This is a genomic window from Microbacterium testaceum, assembly GCF_003075375.1.
Classification (GTDB): Bacteria; Actinomycetota; Actinomycetes; order Actinomycetales; family Microbacteriaceae; genus Microbacterium; species Microbacterium testaceum_E.
This window is the reverse complement of sequence record NZ_QDFT01000025.1, coordinates 30,571-47,491: the sequence shown is the minus strand read 5'-3', so window position 1 is coordinate 47,491 and position 16,921 is coordinate 30,571. Positions and strand designations below refer to the sequence as shown.

The 16,921-nt window shown below is 71.5% G+C and carries 15 protein-coding genes, 2 tRNA genes and 1 pseudogene; 10 read left to right on the top strand and 8 right to left on the bottom strand.

The genetic code is table 11. The features are described 5' to 3' along the window. Positions 1-330: pseudogene (locus DC432_RS10815) on the top strand (TetR family transcriptional regulator); the annotation flags it as partial. Between the two features lie 121 nt (positions 331-451). Here DC432_RS10815 and DC432_RS10810 read toward each other — a convergent pair. Then, on the bottom strand, positions 452-1,777 hold the full coding sequence (locus DC432_RS10810) for an MFS transporter (RefSeq protein WP_116537902.1): 1,326 nt from the start codon (positions 1,775-1,777) through the stop codon (positions 452-454). 119 nt (positions 1,778-1,896) lie between these two features. Between DC432_RS10810 and DC432_RS10805 the strand changes: the two genes are divergently transcribed. From DC432_RS10805 to DC432_RS10790, 4 genes are all read left to right on the top strand, one after another. Further along, positions 1,897-2,289: a PaaI family thioesterase gene (locus DC432_RS10805; RefSeq protein WP_116537901.1), complete on the top strand. Its 393-nt coding sequence runs from the start codon at positions 1,897-1,899 to the stop codon at positions 2,287-2,289. A 306-nt stretch (positions 2,290-2,595) separates the two neighbouring features. After that, a complete protein-coding gene (locus DC432_RS10800) occupies positions 2,596-3,111 on the top strand; it encodes an RNA polymerase sigma factor (RefSeq protein WP_165801250.1) in 516 nt (171 codons plus the stop codon). Continuing rightward, on the top strand, positions 3,098-4,108 hold the full coding sequence (locus DC432_RS10795) for a hypothetical protein (RefSeq protein ID WP_116537899.1): 1,011 nt from the start codon (positions 3,098-3,100) through the stop codon (positions 4,106-4,108). The genes DC432_RS10800 and DC432_RS10795 overlap by 14 nt, the downstream gene beginning before the upstream one ends. Further along, positions 4,105-4,488, top strand: coding sequence for a peptidase inhibitor family I36 protein (locus DC432_RS10790; protein ID WP_108320253.1), 384 nt, complete (start codon positions 4,105-4,107; stop codon positions 4,486-4,488). Before DC432_RS10795 ends, DC432_RS10790 begins: the two co-directional genes overlap by 4 nt. A gap of 21 nt (positions 4,489-4,509) precedes the next feature. On the opposite strand, the gene DC432_RS10785 is transcribed toward DC432_RS10790, so the two are convergent. Further along, positions 4,510-5,436 carry an aldo/keto reductase gene (locus tag DC432_RS10785; RefSeq protein ID WP_116537898.1) on the bottom strand — a complete coding sequence of 309 codons (927 nt, stop codon included), beginning with the start codon at positions 5,434-5,436 and terminating at the stop codon, positions 4,510-4,512. Positions 5,437-5,554: 118 nt separating this feature from the next. On the opposite strand from DC432_RS10785, the gene DC432_RS10780 reads away from it, so the two are divergent. Then, positions 5,555-5,761 carry a zf-TFIIB domain-containing protein gene (locus DC432_RS10780; RefSeq protein WP_116537897.1) on the top strand — a complete coding sequence of 69 codons (207 nt, stop codon included), beginning with the start codon at positions 5,555-5,557 and terminating at the stop codon, positions 5,759-5,761. Between the two features lie 3 nt (positions 5,762-5,764). Here DC432_RS10780 and DC432_RS10775 read toward each other — a convergent pair whose 3' ends face one another. Continuing rightward, positions 5,765-7,222, bottom strand: a complete 1,458-nt coding sequence (locus DC432_RS10775) for an MFS transporter (protein WP_116537896.1) — start codon at positions 7,220-7,222, stop codon at positions 5,765-5,767. Between the two features lie 498 nt (positions 7,223-7,720). On the opposite strand from DC432_RS10775, the gene DC432_RS10770 reads away from it, so the two are divergent. Further along, complete coding sequence (locus DC432_RS10770; RefSeq protein ID WP_116537895.1) at positions 7,721-9,103, top strand: pyridoxal phosphate-dependent decarboxylase family protein; 1,383 nt, start codon at positions 7,721-7,723, stop codon at positions 9,101-9,103. 822 nt (positions 9,104-9,925) lie between these two features. On the opposite strand, the gene DC432_RS10765 is transcribed toward DC432_RS10770, so the two are convergent. From DC432_RS10765 to DC432_RS10750, 4 genes are all read right to left on the bottom strand, one after another. Then, positions 9,926-9,999: transfer RNA gene (locus DC432_RS10765), tRNA-Met, on the bottom strand. Positions 10,000-10,033: 34 nt separating this feature from the next. Continuing rightward, a tRNA-Thr gene (locus DC432_RS10760) sits at positions 10,034-10,105 on the bottom strand. Positions 10,106-10,169: 64 nt separating this feature from the next. Next, positions 10,170-11,525, bottom strand: a complete 1,356-nt coding sequence (locus DC432_RS10755) for a M23 family metallopeptidase (RefSeq protein WP_207770805.1) — start codon at positions 11,523-11,525, stop codon at positions 10,170-10,172. A 251-nt stretch (positions 11,526-11,776) separates the two neighbouring features. Continuing rightward, positions 11,777-12,580 (bottom strand): inositol monophosphatase family protein, encoded by an 804-nt coding sequence (locus DC432_RS10750; protein ID WP_116537894.1) that lies wholly within the window; start codon positions 12,578-12,580, stop codon positions 11,777-11,779. 62 nt (positions 12,581-12,642) lie between these two features. Between DC432_RS10750 and DC432_RS10745 the strand changes: the two genes are divergently transcribed. From DC432_RS10745 to DC432_RS10735, 3 genes are all read left to right on the top strand, one after another. Continuing rightward, positions 12,643-14,232 carry a phytoene desaturase family protein gene (locus DC432_RS10745; protein ID WP_116537893.1) on the top strand — a complete coding sequence of 530 codons (1,590 nt, stop codon included), beginning with the start codon at positions 12,643-12,645 and terminating at the stop codon, positions 14,230-14,232. Positions 14,233-14,525: 293 nt separating this feature from the next. Continuing rightward, entirely contained in the window at positions 14,526-15,032 is a 507-nt protein-coding gene (locus DC432_RS10740; protein ID WP_116537892.1) for a DUF4304 domain-containing protein, read from the top strand. Positions 15,033-15,170: 138 nt separating this feature from the next. Further along, entirely contained in the window at positions 15,171-16,091 is a 921-nt protein-coding gene (locus DC432_RS10735; protein ID WP_133177923.1) for a hypothetical protein, read from the top strand. Here the strand turns inward: DC432_RS10735 and DC432_RS10730 are convergent. Beyond that, positions 16,088-16,918 carry a MerR family transcriptional regulator gene (locus DC432_RS10730; RefSeq protein WP_116537890.1) on the bottom strand — a complete coding sequence of 277 codons (831 nt, stop codon included), beginning with the start codon at positions 16,916-16,918 and terminating at the stop codon, positions 16,088-16,090. The two genes, DC432_RS10735 and DC432_RS10730, sit on opposite strands and share 4 nt — an antisense overlap. Positions 16,919-16,921 lie beyond the last annotated feature (3 nt).

Below are 16,921 nucleotides of genomic sequence, written 5' to 3'. Positions count from 1 at the left end.
CTGCGGTTCGTCCTCACCGGCGCGACCGACGTCCTGGTCGCGCAGCTGCCCGCGGTGACCCTGCTGCTGCGCGTGCGCGGCAACAGCGCGGTCGAGCAGGCTGCGCTCGAGCGCCGGCGCGTCTTCGACCATCGCGTCACGGCCCTCGTCGCCGCGGCGCAGGCCGAGGGCGAGGTCCGCGACGACGTCGACGCCGCCGTCGCCGCGCGCCTGCTGTTCGGCATGATCAACTCGGTCGTGGAGTGGTACCGGCCCGGCGGCGGGGTCGACGGCGATCGACTCGGCGCCGACATCGTGCGCATCGCGCTCGACGGCCTGCGCACGTCCTGACGGCGGATGCGCTGACGCCACATCACACGACCGGCGGTTTCGCCCTGAAGCGGCGCACGAGAGCACGCACGACGCGCGAAGGGGCCCCGCGCGACGCGCGGAGCCCCGGGGGCGCGACCGATCAGGCGCGCAGGTCGACGCCCTTCGGCTCTTTGATGAGCGAGACGGCGACGAGCGACACCAGGGCCGCGACCGCGATGTAGGCGCCGATGGTCCATGAGGCGCCGGTCGAGCGCAGCAGCGCCTCGGCGATCATGGGGGCGAAGGCGCCGCCCAGGATGGCGCCGAGCGCGTAGCCGATCGAGACGCCCGAGTAGCGCACGTTGGCGGGGAACATCTCGGCGTACAGCGCGGCCTGCGGGCCGTACGAGAGCCCCAGGCCGAGGGTCATCACGAACAACGCGACGAAGTACCAGACGATGTTCCCGGTATCGATGAGGAACCACATCGGCACGGCCCAGATCGCCAGCAGCAGGTAGCCGAGCTGGAAGGTCCGCACACGACCGAGGGTGTCTGAGAGGCGGCCGCCCCACAGGGTGAACCCGAGCCAGCCGAAGGATGCCAGGGTCGTCGCCAGCAGCACGGTGGGACGCTCGAGCCCGAGGACGGTGACCGTGTAGGTGGCAAAGAACGCGATGAGCAGGTATCCGGCGGCGTTGTTGCCGATGAACACCAGCGCGGTCAGGACGACCTGACGCCAGTTCTTGCGGAAGAGCTGGCCGAGCGGTGCGGACGATTCCTTGCGGCGGCGCACGAGGTCCTCGAAGACGGGGCTCTCCTCGACGGCGCGACGGATGACGTACCCGACGACGATCAGCACGATCGAGAACAGGAACGGCACGCGCCATCCCCAGGCCAGGAACGCCTCGGCCGACATCGACGAGGTGAGGACCCACAGCGTCGCCGTGGCGAGGATCATGCCGACCGGGACGCCGATCTGCGGGTACGCGCCGAAGTATCCGCGACGGTTGACGGGGGCGTGCTCGACCGAGAGCAGCGCGGCGCCGCCCCATTCGCCACCGGCCGAGAAGCCCTGCAGCACGCGCAGCAGGATGAGCAGCACCGGAGCCGCCACGCCGATCGCGGCGTACGTGGGCAGCACGCCGATGAGGGCCGTCGACACGCCCATCATGATGAGCGTCAGCACGAGCATCTTCTTGCGGCCGAGGCGGTCGCCCAGATAGCCGGCCACGATCGCGCCGAGGGGGCGGAAGAGGAACGAGATGCCGATCGTCGCGAACGACAGCACCTGCGCGATGGCCGGGTCGGTCTGGGCGAGAGGGGCGAGGAACAGGGGCGCGAGCACGAGCCCGGCCGCCTGGGCGTAGATGAAGAAGTCGTACCACTCGATCGAGGTGCCCACGAGGGTCCCGGCGAGCACGCGCCGTTCCTCTCGCGAGATTCCGGTCGTGGTGGCACGGGTGGACGCCGCTGTCTGCGAGGCCATGAGAACTCCGTCGTTCTGTGGGGCAGGGTCGAACTCGACGGCACCTGTTACCGACCGAGCGTTCAGTAATAGTGTCAGAGGTACGCCCGTCCGACAAGAGGACGGCGGAAGGAGCCGCCATGACCCCCTGGACGATCGTCCCCGGAGCCCTCGACGAACGCCTCGGCATCGTCGTCACCGCGCAGTCGGCCGACGGGGTGTCGGCATCCATGCCCGTCACCGGTAACACGCAATCGCTCGGCCGCCTGCACGGCGGCGCCACGGCGGCGCTCGCCGAGGCGGTCGGGTCGTGGGCGGCGATGATCCACGCCTCGACGCTCGGCAAGGTGTGCGTGGGCGTCGATCTGAACATCACCCACCACCGCGGCGCCCGCGACGGGCGCATCCACGCCGTCGCCACGCCCGCGCACCGCGGCCGGCGCGTCGCCACCTACGACGTGCGGGTCGTCGACGACGAGGATCGGCTCGTCGCCACGGCGCGCATCACGAACCTCATCGTCGATGGCGAGTGACGCCGCGTCTCGCGACGATCCGGGCGCGACGCCGCCCTCTGGCATCCTGGATGCCATGACGAGGATCCGAGGGAGTGCACCGCCCCCATGCGGTGCACCCCCTCGCCCGTCGATGTCAGTCCCGAACATCTCCCGACGGGCGTATGGGTGCCATCTCGAAGCCGGAGACGACACCCACCCCCATCAGTGCGGTGTCACCCGCGCCCCGATCCTTACAGCGACCCGAAAAGTTTTTTCCGTGGCCTCCGCCGTAAGGTTTCCGCCGCGCGCGACACAGCCCTTGCGATCGAGCGGAGTCGTCCGCCCGTGACCGACGAGCAGGACTTCGTGGCCTTCTTCCGCGAGCATCACAATGCCGTCCTCCGCTTCATCGAGCGGCGGGTGTCGGACCGTGAGGCCGCGGCCGACCTCACGATGGACTGTTTCGAGATCGCGTGGCGCAAGCGCGACCCGCGCGATCCTTTCGGCTTGCCGTGGGTGTACCGCACCGCGCGCAACCTGATCGCGAACGAGTATCGACGACGAGAACGGGAGGGGGCGCTGTGGACGCACATCGAGGACCACGTCCGCACCCTCGCGAGCGAGTCGGAGCCGGCACGGGTCCGCGACCTGCTCGAGGCGATGCGGGCCCTGCCCGAGGCCGAGCGCGAGATCCTCTGGCTGACGTACTGGGAAGAGCTGCCCGCCGCCGAGGTCGCCATCGTGATGGGCATGAGTTCGGGCGCGGTGTGGACGCGGCTCAACCGCGCGCGGGCCAAGCTGCGCCCCCTGCTGCAGGCCGCCCCGGTGCCCGCCGAGGGGGTGGGCGATGAACGACGATGAGCTCGCCCGCGTCATGCGGCGCCTCGACCCCGCGCGCACGCCCGCCGACGCACCGATCCCCCTCGACGCCGAGCGGCGTCTGCGCGAGATCGTCGGGCGACCCCCCGTGGCACGACGTCGCTCCGCCGCCCGGCGCCGCCCCCTGCTGGCGTGGACGTCGGCCGCCGCCGCCGTCGTCGTCATCCTCACCATCGTCACCGGAGTGCTGTGGATGCCGGCACCCTCGGCATCCGCCCTCACTCCCACTCCCCTCGTCTACACCTCCTCGCCGGCCGACCCCGCCGAGGCGGTCGCCGCCGCGCGGGCGCAGCTCGCGCGGGACGACGACGGGGTGATGGCCGAACGCCGCTCCCTGTCGCTCGGGTGGTACTTCAGCGCGTCACCCGACGGCGCCGAGGCCACCGTGTTCCGTCGCGAGTGGGTCGATCTGCGCTGGAACGAGAACTTCTCGGGTTCGATCGTCACCACGGCCGCCGAGGCGACCGATGCCGACGGCGACACCGTCCCCGCCGGCGAACCCGCGCCCGGCACGGTCGTGGCCGAATCGCGGTACGTGCAGAACCAGTTCCGACCGCTGTCGCCCGCGCCCCCGACCCCCACCGCCGACGCGATGCGGGAGCTGCTGCGCACATCCGTCGGCGCCGAGGGCGAGCTGACCGCCGGTGACGCGATCATCGGCGCGCGCACGCTCCTCGGCGAGTGGACGCTGGACGACGCCCAGCAGTCCGCGCTGCTCCAGGCCGTCCTCGAGGCCCCCGGCCTGCGTGCGCTCGGCACCACCCGCGACCGCATCGGCCGCGAGGTGATCGGCCTGGGCGGCCTCCCGTCCTCGCCGTCGAACGCGGATGTCACGCTTCTGATCTCGGCCGGCACCGGCCGTATCGTCGGTTTCGAGTCGGCCCTGGTCGAGGCGAACACCGATCTCGACCTTCCCCCCGGGTCCCTGACCGAGTACGCCCTGTGGGACGTACGCGACCGAGAGGATGCTCCCCGATGAGCGGTACCGCCGACCTGCACCCCGACATCGCCGCGGCGTTGGACGAGATCCCCGGGGGCGTGGTCATCGACTCCCATCACGCCCACTGGCCCGAGCTCGGGATGAGCATCGACGTGCCCGACGAGAACGAGCGCGCCGTCGGCAGCTGCGCCACCGGCAACGTCTGCGCCTACAGCGGCTCGGGACTGTCGGGAACGCGCGTGTCGTGGTCGACGTGCGGCACCTACGCGCCCGGCATCACGGTGCGATCGATCGCGAACGCCCGCTCGGCGGGGTACGCGCAGGCGCGCTCGTCGTCGGGCTCGGTGCTGGCCACGGCCATTGCGGGGTCGTCGGCGAACGTGTCGGGGTCCGTCGCCGACGTGAGGTGCGTCCCGTAAGTCGCGAGCCGAGGACCGCCCTCAGCGCCACGGCCGCGCGGAACGCGCGCGCCAGTAGTCGACCGGATCCACCGCGAGCCCCGCGAGCACGGCCGCATCGATCGGCTGTGCCGCGGCGGCGGCGCCGGCGCGCAGGTGCTCCCGCGTCGTCGCCCCCACCAGCACCAGGTCGGCGAACGGCTGGGCGCGTGCGACCCCGATCGCGAAGGCGTCGGGAGAGACCCCGGATGCCGCGCGCTCGAGGTCGCCGCCGGGCGCTGCCGTCGCCAGTTCGCCGTTGGCCAGCACCTCTTTCAGCACGACCGTCCAGCCGGCGTCGTGCGCCGCGGCGAGGGCGTCCGAAACGGTCGACTCGCGCAGATTCCATGTCGCCTGGACCGCGCGGAACGGGGTGTCGTCGAGGGCCAGGGCCGTACGCAGCACCTCGTCCTGATGGGGACCGCTCGTCGACAGCCCCACCGTCACCCCGCTCTCGCGCAGGGCCCGCAGGCGCGCCATCACGACGCCGTCCGCGAGCACGGGGCTGTCGGGCGTGACGGAGTGCACAAGGTACAGGTCGGGGGCCGAACCGAGGGCGTCGAGCGTCTCGGGCCACTGCCTGTCGAACATCGCGGCCGAGTGCTCTTTGCGCTCGTGGACGTCGGCATCCATCCGCCACCCGCCGACATACGCGTAGCCCCACTTCGACCCGAGGGTCAGGTCGCCGCGACGTTCGGGATGGGCCGCGAGCCACGCCCCGAGGAACTGCTCGGCGTACCCGTAGGACCGCGCCGCATCGATGTAGCGGATGCCGAGACCCCACGCCTCGTCGAGCAGCTCATGCGCCCGCGTGCGCATCGCGTCGATCGACCGCCCGGCGGGGTCGCCCAGGTCGGCGTCGCGCGCGGTCGTGATGTAGGCGGGACGGCCGACGGCGGCGAGGCCGAGGCCGAGGCGGGCGGCGTTCATGCTCCGACGCTAGCGGGCCGCGGCGACCCGGCGGCGGGAACACGACGGCGGGTGCGGGGGTTGCATCCCGCGTCGGCCGCGGGTGCGCGCCGGCGTCTCAGCCCGGAGCGAAGCCGATATGACCTACCCCGACGCCCCCGCCGACGACCGGCAGCCGATCTGCCCCGCGTGCGGGATCACGATGCACCCCCTGCTCGACGAGGGCGAGGCGGTCGATGAGTGCCGCGACTGCGGCTTCCAGCTCGAGTGGTCGGCGCCGCGACGCGCGCGCCGCGAGGACGACGACGACGATCGACCGCACTCGCGCTGGGACGACGAGGACTGAGCCTCACCGGCTGCGATTACGGCGCACCTCGATCGCGCTGAGCGCGAGGGCGGCGCCCGAGAACACGACCGACACGGCGAGCGCGACGGTCAGCGCGGCGCTGAAAGCACCCGGATCGGCCGCCGGCGACCCCGGACCCTCGGCTCGCGGGACGCCGGTCAGCACGAGCACGAAGGCGGTGCCGAGCACCGTCTGTCCGATCGACGACCCGACCCGCTGGGCGGTCTGCACGACGCCGCCGGCGACCCCGCCGCGGACCGGGTTCACCTCGGCCAGCGTCAGCGTCTGGTTGGGCGTGACGATCGAACCGCCCGCGATGCCGAGCACCAGCAGCGGCAGGCACAGTCGCAGGATGACCGCGGCGGGATCGGTCTCGTCGGGTGCCGCGTGCACGACGACGCCGAGCAGCACGGTCACGAGCGTGAACACCCCGACCGCGACCAGCAGCAGGGGGCGCCCCACGCGCGAGATGAACCGACCCGCGAGGGGCGCGCCGAAGACGGTCCCGACCGCGTACGCCGTGACGCCGAGGGCGGACTGCAGGGCAGAGAAGCCGAGGCCGTCCTGGTAGTACAGCGCCAGGACGAGCGGGATGCCGGTGTTGCTGCAGAAGAACACGACGGCGAACACGACGCCGGTCACGAACGACCGCACGCGGAACAGGCGCAGATCGAGCAGCGGCGCGGCATCCGCCCTCGTCAACCGAGCCTCGTGACGGATGAAGCCGGCCAGCACGATCGCCGCGGGCACGAGAAGCAGCAGGGCCGGCGCGCCGCCCGCCTGGCCGCTCTCGACGATCGGGAACAGGATGCCGAACAACCCCGCCCCCAGAAGGGCCGCCCCGAGCAGGTCGAGCCGCCCCGCCGCCGCCGCGGCCGGCGCATCGGGCGGCACCCAGCGCCGCGCCAGCAGCACCGCCGCGATGCCGATCGGCACGTTGATGAAGAACACCAGACGCCATCCGACGTCCTCGCCGCCCGCCGCGATCAGCAGCCCTGCGACCACCGGGCCGAGGGCAGTGCCCGCTCCCACGGTCAGACCGAGACGGCCGAACGCGCGCCCCCGCTCCCCCGCCGGGAAGACGCTCTGGATGAAGCCCGACACCTGCGGACCGATCATTCCGCCGAACAGCCCCTGGACGACCCGCGCGGCGATCAGCACCTCGGGGGTCGGGGCGAGGCCCACCGCGGCGCTCGCGAGGACGAACCCCAGCACGGCGATCGTGAACACGCGCCGGCGCCCGCGTCCGTCGCCCAGGCGACCGCCGATGACGGGGACGAGACCGAAGGCCAGGACGTACCCGGTCACCATCCACTGCAGCTCGCTCGCTCCGGCGCCGGTGGAGCGTCCGATCGAGGGCAGGGCGACGTTGGTGACGCTGACGTCGAGCAGAGCGGCGAACTGCCCCATCAGCATGACGGACAGCGCCCGCCAGCGACGCGGGTCGGGAGGAGCCGTCACGGAAGCGGCAGCGTCGGACGCGCGGCACGGTTCGAGGTCGACATCGCTTCCTTCCGTGTGGCGTCGATTCAGCGTACGTCCGTCCCAGCGGGCGGGGGCGGGGTGGACGTGAGTCGCTGGGGGCGGGGTGGACGCGAGTCGCTGGGGGCGGAGTGGGATGGACGCGCGTCCGCGGCGGGCGGGGCGGGGTACACGCGCGTCCGCGGCGGGCGGGGCGGGGTACACGCGCGTCCGCGGCCCGCGGGCCCGCGCGGAGCCCTCGCGCGAATCGGCCGCCGGTCCGGCGGATTCGCAAGGATCCGCGCGGCGCGTCCGGACGATCCGGGCGCGGCCGGGGACGAATCCGTCCGCCGGCTCGCCCACGAGCCGGTCGCGGCGCGGGGACGAATAAGCTACGTCCGACGATCCGTCGCCCCGCGCCTCGAGCGCCGCTCCCTCTCGGACCCGCCGTGCGAAACCGCACCGCCGGGGCCGGCATCCCCCCTCCCGGAGGTCCCGATGACCCACTCCCCCGCCGCGCGCATGCACGAGGTCAGCGACGAGACGCGCGCGATCGTCGACATGGTTCTCGAGTACTCCCGGGGTCGGCTGAACGCCGAGGACACCCCCCTCGACAAGCCCCTGCCCGCCGCCGAGCTGACCCGCCTGGCCGGACGCACCATCGACGAGAAGGGCATCGGTGCGCGCAAGGCGCTCGGCGTCTTCGAGCACGTGCTGGCCCCCGCGTGCATCACCACCGACGACCCGCGGTACCTGTCGTTCATCCCCAGCGCCCCCACCAAGGCGGCCGCGGCCTTCGACCTGGTGGTGTCGGCGAGCGCGCTCTACGGCGGCTCGTGGCTCGAGGGCGCGGGCGCCGTGCACGCCGAGAACGAGGTGCTGCGCTGGCTGGCGAACGAGTTCGGTCTGCCCGCGGGCGCCGGGGGCGTGTTCGTGCAGGGCGGCACGCTCGGCAACCTGTCGGCCCTCGTCGCGGCGCGCGAGGCCGCACGCGATCGGTTCGCGGATGCCGGAAAGCCCCGCCCCGACGCGTGGCGCGTGGTCTGCAGCGTCGAGGCGCACTCCTCGATCGCCTCGGCGGCCCGCGTGATGGACGTCGAGGTCGTCGGCGTGCCGGTGGGCGAGGACGGCGTGCTGCGCGGAGACGCGGTGCGCGCGGCGCTCGACGAGCATGGCGACAGCGTCTTCGCCGTGGTCGCCACGGCGGGCTCCACCAACTTCGGCATCGTCGACGACATCGCCGACGTCGCCCGCGCGGTCGCGGGCACCGACGTCTGGCTGCACGTCGACGGCGCCTACGGCCTGACCGGCATGCTGTCGCCCCGCGCGCGGCACCGTTTCGCCGGCGTCGAGCACGCCGACTCCCTCGTCGTCGACCCGCACAAATGGCTGTTCGCCCCGTTCGACGCGTGCGCGCTGATCTACCGCGATCCCGAGCTCGGCCGCCGGGCGCACACGCAGCACGCCGAGTACCTCGACACCCTCACCGAGACGAGCGACTGGAGCCCCTCGGACTTCGCGGCGCACCTGACGCGGCGCGCCCGCGGCCTGCCGCTGTGGTTCTCGCTCGCCACCTACGGCGCCGCGGTCTACCGCGAGGCGATCACCTCGGCGATCGACCTGGCCGAGCGCATCGCCGAAGAGATCGACCGCCGCCCCGACCTGACGCTCGTGCGCCGCCCCCAGCTGGGCGTGGTCGTGTTCGAACGGGTCGGCTGGACCAAGGCGGACTACGACCGCTGGTCGGCGCAGTTGCTCGACGGCCAGCACGCCTTCGTCACGCCCTCGAGCCACGCCGGTCGCGTGAACGCCCGCTTCGCGATCCTCAACCCGCGCACGACGTTCGACGATCTCGTGGGGATCCTCGACACGATGGCGTGACGCGCACCGCGGTCCCCGGCGTGTCCACAACGGCGGGGATCGTCGCCGACACGCCGTCGTCTGCACCCGACGCACCGGCGTGTCGTTGAAACCCCCCGCCGTTGTGCACCGCGGCGGAGGCCGTGCGCGCGAAGCGCCGGCGTGCACAGCGGCGGGAGCGGTGCTCGCCCGAACCGTCGGCGTGCACAGCGGCGGGAGCCGTGCTCGCCCGAACCGTCGGCGTGCACAAAGGCGGGAGTCCGTGCTCGCCCGAACCGTCGGCGTGCACAAAGGCGGGAGTCCGTGCTCGCCCGAACCGTCGGCGTGCACAATGGCGGGAATCGTCGCCAACACGCCGTCGTCTGCACCGACGCACCGGCGTGTCGTTGAAATCCCCCGCCGTTGTGCACCGCGGCGGAGGCCGTGCGCGCGAAGCGCCGGCGTGCACAGCGGCGGGAGCCGTGCTCGCCCGAACCGTCGGCGTGCACAGCGGCGGGAGTCATCGTCGACACGCCGTCGTCTGCACCGACGCAACGGCGTGTCGGCGAAATCCCCCGCCGTTGTGCACAGCGGCGGAAGCCGTGCGCGCGCGAACCGCCGACGTGCACAGCGGCGGGAGCCGTGCTCGCCCGAACCGTCGGCGTGCACAATGGCGGGAGTCATCGTCGACACGCCGCCGTCTGCACCGACGCACCGGCGTGTCGGCCAAATCCCCCGCCGTTGTGCACCGTGGGGAGGGCGGCCGGGGCGAGGCGCGGGCGGGGACGCGCCTCGGCGGGGACGCGGGCCGAGCCCGCGGCACCCGAAAACGACGAAAGCCCCGGATCTCCGGGGCTTCATCCGTAGCGGGAGCGGGGCTTGAACCCGCGACCTCACGATTATGAGTCGTGCGCTCTCACCAACTGAGCTACCCCGCCGCGCGGCATCCAGGATTCGAATGAGGATGCCTTGAGCCCCGAGTCAGGATTGAACTGACGACCCCTTCCTTACCATGGAAGTGCTCTGCCACTGAGCTATCGGGGCGTACCCGGATCGCTCCGGGCAACTAGAAGAGAATATCAGAACTCGATACTCTCGCACCAATCGGTCACCCGCCGGCGTGCTGACGCAGCCACGCGATGGGGTCGATCGGCGTCGTGCCGTTCTGCAGGATCTCGACGTGCGTGTGCGCACCGAACGATCGACCGGTGTTGCCGGTGCGTCCGAGGAACTGACCGACCTTGACGTGCTGGCCCTGGGTGACCTGGAGCGAGCCGTACTGCATGTGGCCGTAGCGGCTCGACACGAGCTGTCCGTCGATCTGGTGGTCGATGAGGACGGTGACGCCGAAGGCGCCGCCCTGCTCGGTCGCGATGCGCACGGTGCCGTCGGCGATCGCCTGCACGGGCGAGCCCTCGCCGGGGACGAAGTCGGCGCCCTCGTGGAAGCCGCCCTCGCGCATGCCGAAGCCGTAGGTGATCGGCACGCCGACCGCGAAGGGCCACTGGATGGGCGCCGTCGGGTCGTTGACGTAGAAGTTCGAGGGGTTGGTGATGCCGGAGTCGGCCGCCATCTTGGCGTAGGTGGTGGCGCTGTACCCGTCGGCGCGGTCGACCACGGCGGAGGTGGCCTCGGCGGGCGCGACGTACGCCTGGATCTGACCGTCGCCCGCGGCGACGTCGCCGCCGACCGCGAGGCGGGTCGTGGCGGTCTCGGCGGGGGCCGTGACGCTGTCGGTACCGCTGGCGGAGGCGAGGGCACTGACCGGCATGGTCATGCCGACCGTCAGCAGGCCGACGACGCCCATCACGCCGAAGGAGAACGACGTGGCCGCGATGCGGCGGACGTTGCGACGCGTGCGGGGAGCCGGGGGCAGGCCGTCGACGACGGGCTGAGCCGGGGTGGCGATGGGCGCCTGGACGGCGGTCTCGCCGGTGAACGCGAACAGGCGCGCAGCCGATTCGAACTCGTCTGTCGCGGCGTCGGCGGCGGCCTCACGCAGACCGAAGGCGGCCCCCGGGGCCTCGAGCGCCGGGCGCACGGGAGCGGCGGGAGCCTCGATGGGCGCGGACGCCTCGCCGCTGTCGAGGATGACCTCGGCCTGCGGGCGGCGACGCGAGCGGCGCGTGACCGGGAGGGTGATGGGCGAGGTGGGAAGCGACACCGGCGTGGTGGCCACGTCGCTGTCGGCGCTCTGGAGGATGACGGCGACCTCGTCCGAGCGGGGCTCGGCGACGACGGTCACGTCGAGGGAGTCGGCGGGCTCGGCGGCCGGCGTCTCGACCTCGGTGAGGGTCGGCTGGATGGTCGCGGCGATCACCGTCTCGATCACGGCGGCGGCGACGTTCTCGATCAGCTCGGGCTGCGAGGCGGCCTCGGCGTCGATCGGCGCCGGGTCGGCCGGCTTGGCGGCGGGAGCGTCGATCGTGGCGACGGGGGTCTCGCTCGCGGCGCGACGGCGCATCTCGGCTCGGGTCAGCCGGGGTGCGGTCTCGGGAGCGGGCTCGGTGAGGGGGCGACGAGACCGCCGGGTGACGGCGGGCTCAGTCGAGGAGGCTTCTGAGGGCAACGCGCGGGGGCTCTCGTGTCGTGTCGCGCAGGGGCGACGGCTTCGGGCTGGGGGGCTGGGCCGTTTCCGCAGGTTCGGGTTGCGGAAAGTAACGAACAGGTAAAGACACTACCCCGAGCGGTCTGAGAATGCCATGACAACGACCGTCATTTCACCCGCGGGTACGCGAGGAGCGGTTCGAGCCGGGCGAAGAACGCCGGGCTCGCGGCGATCACCATGGCGTTTCCGGGGCGGCCGCCCGGCGCGCCGCCGACCTGTCCCCCCGCCTCTTCGACCAGCAGGGCACCGGCCGCGTGATCCCACGGATGCGTGCCCTTCTCGTAGTACGCGTCCACGCGTCCGGCCGCGACCGAGGCGAGGTCCAGCGACGCCGCGCCGATGCGGCGGACGTCGCGCGCGATCGGCATCACCCGCGACAGCTGCTCGAGCGCCGGGCCGTGGGTCGCGGGGTCGTACCCGAATCCGGTGGCGACCAGACCACCGGCGTCACCGACCTCGCTGACCGACAGCCGCTGCGCTCCCAGCCACGCTCCCCCGCCCCGCGACGCGCGGAACAGCTCGCCCGTGACGGGGTTGAACACGGCACCGGCCAGCGCCGTCCAGGTCGCCGGATCGGCGGATCCCTCGACCGCGGCGATGCTCACGGCCCAGGCGGGGATGCCGTAGGCGTAGTTGACGGTCCCGTCGATCGGATCGACCACCCACGTGATGCCGCTGGTACCCGCCTCGGCTCCGGACTCCTCGCCGTAGAAGCCGTCGTCGGGGCGCTCGCGCGCCAGCTCCGCACGGATGAAGGCCTCGACCTCGCGGTCGGCGGCGGTGACGATGTCGGCGGCGGCGGACTTGGTGGCGGCGACCGTGACACCCTCCTGCCGGCGTCGGTGGGCCAGGGCACCGGCGTCCTGGGCGATGCGCGCGGCGAGGTCGAGCAGGTCTGCGGCGAGAGTCATGGCATCCACCGTACGTGCGCCACCCCCTGCGGAGAATTCCTTCCCCTCGTTAGCGTGGGCCCATGACCGCTTCGGAAACTCGCCGGTACGACGTCGTCATCGTGGGGGGCGGGCACAACGCCCTTGTCTCCGCGGCCTATCTCGCCCGCGCCGGGCGCTCGGTGGCGGTGATCGAGAGATCGGATGCCGTCGGCGGCGCCGCGGTGTCGGAACGCCCCTGGCGCGGAGTCGACGCCCGCCTGTCGCGCTACTCGTACCTGGTGAGCCTGCTGCCGCAGAAGATCATCGACGACCTGGGTCTGCGGATAACCCTGAAGCGGCGGCGCTATTCGTCGTACACCCCCGATCCGGCCGATCCCGCGCGCGGCATCCTGATCGATACCCAGGATGCCGAGGCCACCGCCGCCTCGTTCACCCGCACCCTGGGCGAGGCCGGCGCCGCTGAGGCCGAGCGCTTCGCGGCGTTCGGCGAGCGCATCGCGCCGCTCGGCCGGGCGGTGTTCCCCACGATGACGGAACCGCTGCCGACGGCCGACGAGATCCGCGCCGCGGTGGGCGACGACGAGCTGTGGGACGCACTGACCACCCGCCCGCTCGGCGATCTGCTGCGCCGCTCCTTCGAGAGCGACCTGGTGCGCGGGATCGTTCTGACCGACGGCCTCATCGGCACCTTCGCGAGCTCCGACGATCCCTCGCTGGCGCAGAACCGCTGCTTCCTGTATCACGTGATCGGCGGCGGAACGGGCGACTGGGACGTCCCCGTGGGCGGCATGGGCGCGGTCACGAAAGAACTCGAACGTGTCGCGCTCGAGGCCGGCGCCGACATCTACGTGGGCGTCGAGGTCATGTCGATCTCGCCCGACGGCGACGTGCACACGATGACCGACCGCTCCGAGGTCTTCCACGGCGATCTCATCCTGAGCGGCGTCGGGCGGGCCGTGCTCGACTCGCTGCTGTCCGCGGGCGGCAGCGCGACGACCGGCGCCGAGACGCCCGAGGGCGCGCAGGTGAAGGTCAACATGCTGCTGTCGCGCCTGCCGCGCCTGCGCGACGAGTCGGTGACCCCCGAGGCGGCGTTCTCGGGCACCTTCCACGTCAACGAGACGATGACCCAGGTGGATGCCGCGTACGTCGCGGCATCCGGGGGTCTCATCCCCGAGCCGCTGCCGGTCGAGATCTACTGCCACTCGCTGACCGACCCCTCGATCCTGGGCGACCACCTCGTGGCCGACGGCGCGCAGACCCTGACGATGTTCGGCCTGCAGGTGCCGCACCGGCTGATCGCCGGCATGGACCCCGTCGCGGCGGGCGCGAAGCTGCTCGCGGCCGCGCAGGCCTCGCTGGAGTCGGTGATCGCCGAGCCGCTGCGGGACTGCATCTTCCGCGCGCCGGACGGGCGGCTGTGCATCGAGGCGCGCACGACCGGTGACCTCGAGGAGTCGTTGAACATGGTCGGCGGCGACATCTTCCACGGCGCGCTGTCGTGGCCGTGGCTCTCGGCTCCGGCCACGACCCCCGCCGAACGTTGGGGCGTGGCGACCTCGCACCCGCGCGTGCTGCTGTGCGGCTCGAGCGCGCAGCGCGGAGGGGCGGTCAGCGGCATCGGCGGGCAGAACGCCGCGATGGCGGCGCTCGAGATCCTCGAGGGCTGAAGGCCGCGGGGGCGCCGGTTCCGGCGTCCGTCGCCCCGTCGTCCTGCGGATGCACGTCGCGACACACGGACGATTCAGCCCGCAACGCCGCGGGGCGTCATCGGCATCCGCACGACGGGCTTTCCGGTCGAGGCGGGGACCCTCAATCTGCGACGCTCGCCTGACACCCGAATGACTGGTGCATGAAGGTCGCGTGCAATTCCGCAGGGATTTGCATTTCGCACGGAAGATTGCGACTCCACGCCCTCGTATGATGCGAAACCGAACCGTTTTTTCGCATGCGACAATGAGCCATGCCGCTCACGTCGGAGTCCTTCTGGCCGTGGAGGTTGCGACCTCGCGTCACGGCGACGGACGACGTAGCAGTTCCCGCGCAAGATCTTTACGCAGCGCTGATCCGCGATCGCATCTCACCGGCGCTGCGAGCGGAAGGGCTGATCGGGTCAGGCGGCCGTTACTCGCTGAAGTCGAACACCCATTGGGCGCTCGTCTCGTTTCAAAAATCCGCCTATAGCGACCGCCGAGAAATTCAGTTCACCATCAATCTCTGCGTGGTCCGCAAGGACGAGTGGAACGCTCTTAGAGTCGAGCACCCGTACTACCCAGAAAAGCCCTCGGGCTCTACGATCTACGGCTGCGTAATGCCGACGCGTATCGGTTCGCTCGTGGGTGACGGCTCAGACAAATGGTGGCGTGTTTACCACGGGCAGGATGTCGCTTCGGTCGCCGCGAATGTGCTGATGAACGTGCGGGACGCGGGTCTCCCGTGGCTCCACGATCAGGTGGTGAATTCAAGCTGAGCGTCGTCCCTCGTGGTACCGGGACAGGCCGTCGGCTCGGAGCACATTGCAGAGGTGGTGCGGCACCTGTCGGTTGTGCTCCACCTGGGAGCACACCGACCGATCCGCTTCAACCGCGGTGGGCTCTAGCCTGGCGGTGTGCTCACGAATGCAACTGTCCTTTGTACGCGGAAGCGTCTCATTGGCGCCGTTCGCGTAAAGGATCTGCACGGGACGACATCGTTCGTCGACTATCGCGATGGTTTTCTCCGATGGTTCGATTCGTACGGCACGGAGACCGATCGCCGTCCGCTGCACCTTCCCGGGCCGGCACGGGTTCTGGCAGCGGACACAGCTGGCTCGGTTGCCCTTTCCACGAGCGACGGCCTCTTTATTTCCACGCGCGCGGGACTATTGCGGACGGGACTTCACGCGGACGCCGCGGCGTTTCTCGGCGACGCTGTCGTCGTCAGCGCATCGAGGGAGGACAGCCACATCGTCGCCCTGATCGATCCGACAACCGGAGCAATCGCGGCCCGGCGTCTCATCCACGTACATGACGCCGCCGGGGTGTTTGTTCCGCATCCCACTGATGCACTCGTGTTTCTGGAGCTCGGGCGAGGGCAGGACGGGGGAACCCTTCACTGCGTCAAGGGGAACGACGCGGCTACCTTCGAAGTGACCGCGCTGCCTGTCGCCGAGGACGAAGTCATTGCCGACGTACATCCCCGCGGCGACCAACTCCTTGTGGTGAACTCTCAAGGCCGATCGTCTCCACGGGTGCTGGCGTGGCCGGGGCTCAGAGAGCGTGGGCGGTTCGACGTCGAGAGCATCGAACTCGCGCTCGGGCTGGCGGATATCGGATGTTGGGTCGATGAGGACCACATCGCTCTGTACGCCACCGAGGATTCCCTCATCTTGACCGATCAGTCTCTAGAACGGCCCCGACGGGTCGATCTACCCATCAGCTTCGGGGACACGGCGGACATCGAAGGTCTTCTGAAACTGACCGACCGCGAAGTCGACATCGAGGTATGGACCCCCGAGGCTCGGAGCACCGTAACCGTCCGCTTCGCCTAACTGACCGGTGCAGAGCCGATCGGTCCCGCAGCGCTGACCGGCTGCTGCAACTCGGTCACCCAGTCGGCCTGGTCGTCGGACACAGCCCGCACGTACAGTTCCCGGCACGGGCCCGACGGAACGAGTCCGCGGTCGAGGATCTGCGCGTGGACGGACTGCCAGCTCTCGCCGATGCGGTCCATGGACCCTAGATGGATGCCGCACACGGCCTCGCCGACCGCGGGGAGCTCGACGATCTCGACGCCGTCGCGCGCGGGGCCGGTGTAGACGTATCCGGCGACGACCTCGGTGCCGTCCTCTCGGGCCGCGTACTGGGCGACGGGGGTGTCGAGCGCTCCCCGCTCGGCGCCGATCACCGCGGCGACGGCGTCGAACGTCGGGCCGACGGCCTCGGCCATCTCGGCCCCGTCGGCGACCAGTCGGCGCCGCGCCGCCAGGCGGAGGGCCGGCAGAGGCTTGCGGACGATCTCGATCTCGCGCATGCGCTTCTCGCTTTCGATGAGGTGGAGGCGCCGCTCCACGTCGACGAGCCGTGCGGCGGCGATGCGGTGCTCGCGCTCGACCTCGGCGCGGCGCTCGCGGAGCAGGGACGCGATGCGCTCGGCATCCACTCCCCCGTCCAGGATCTGCGCGACGTCGTCCAGGCCGAAGCCGAGCTGACGCAGCGCCACGATCCGATGCAGCCGCGCCAGCTGCGACGGGTCGTACGACCGGTAGCCGCTGCGCTCGTCCACGTGCGCGGGCACGAGCAGACCCGCGGTGTCCCAGTGCCGCAGCATGCGGTGGGTCACCTGACCGATCTGCGCGAACGCTCCGATGGACAACATGCT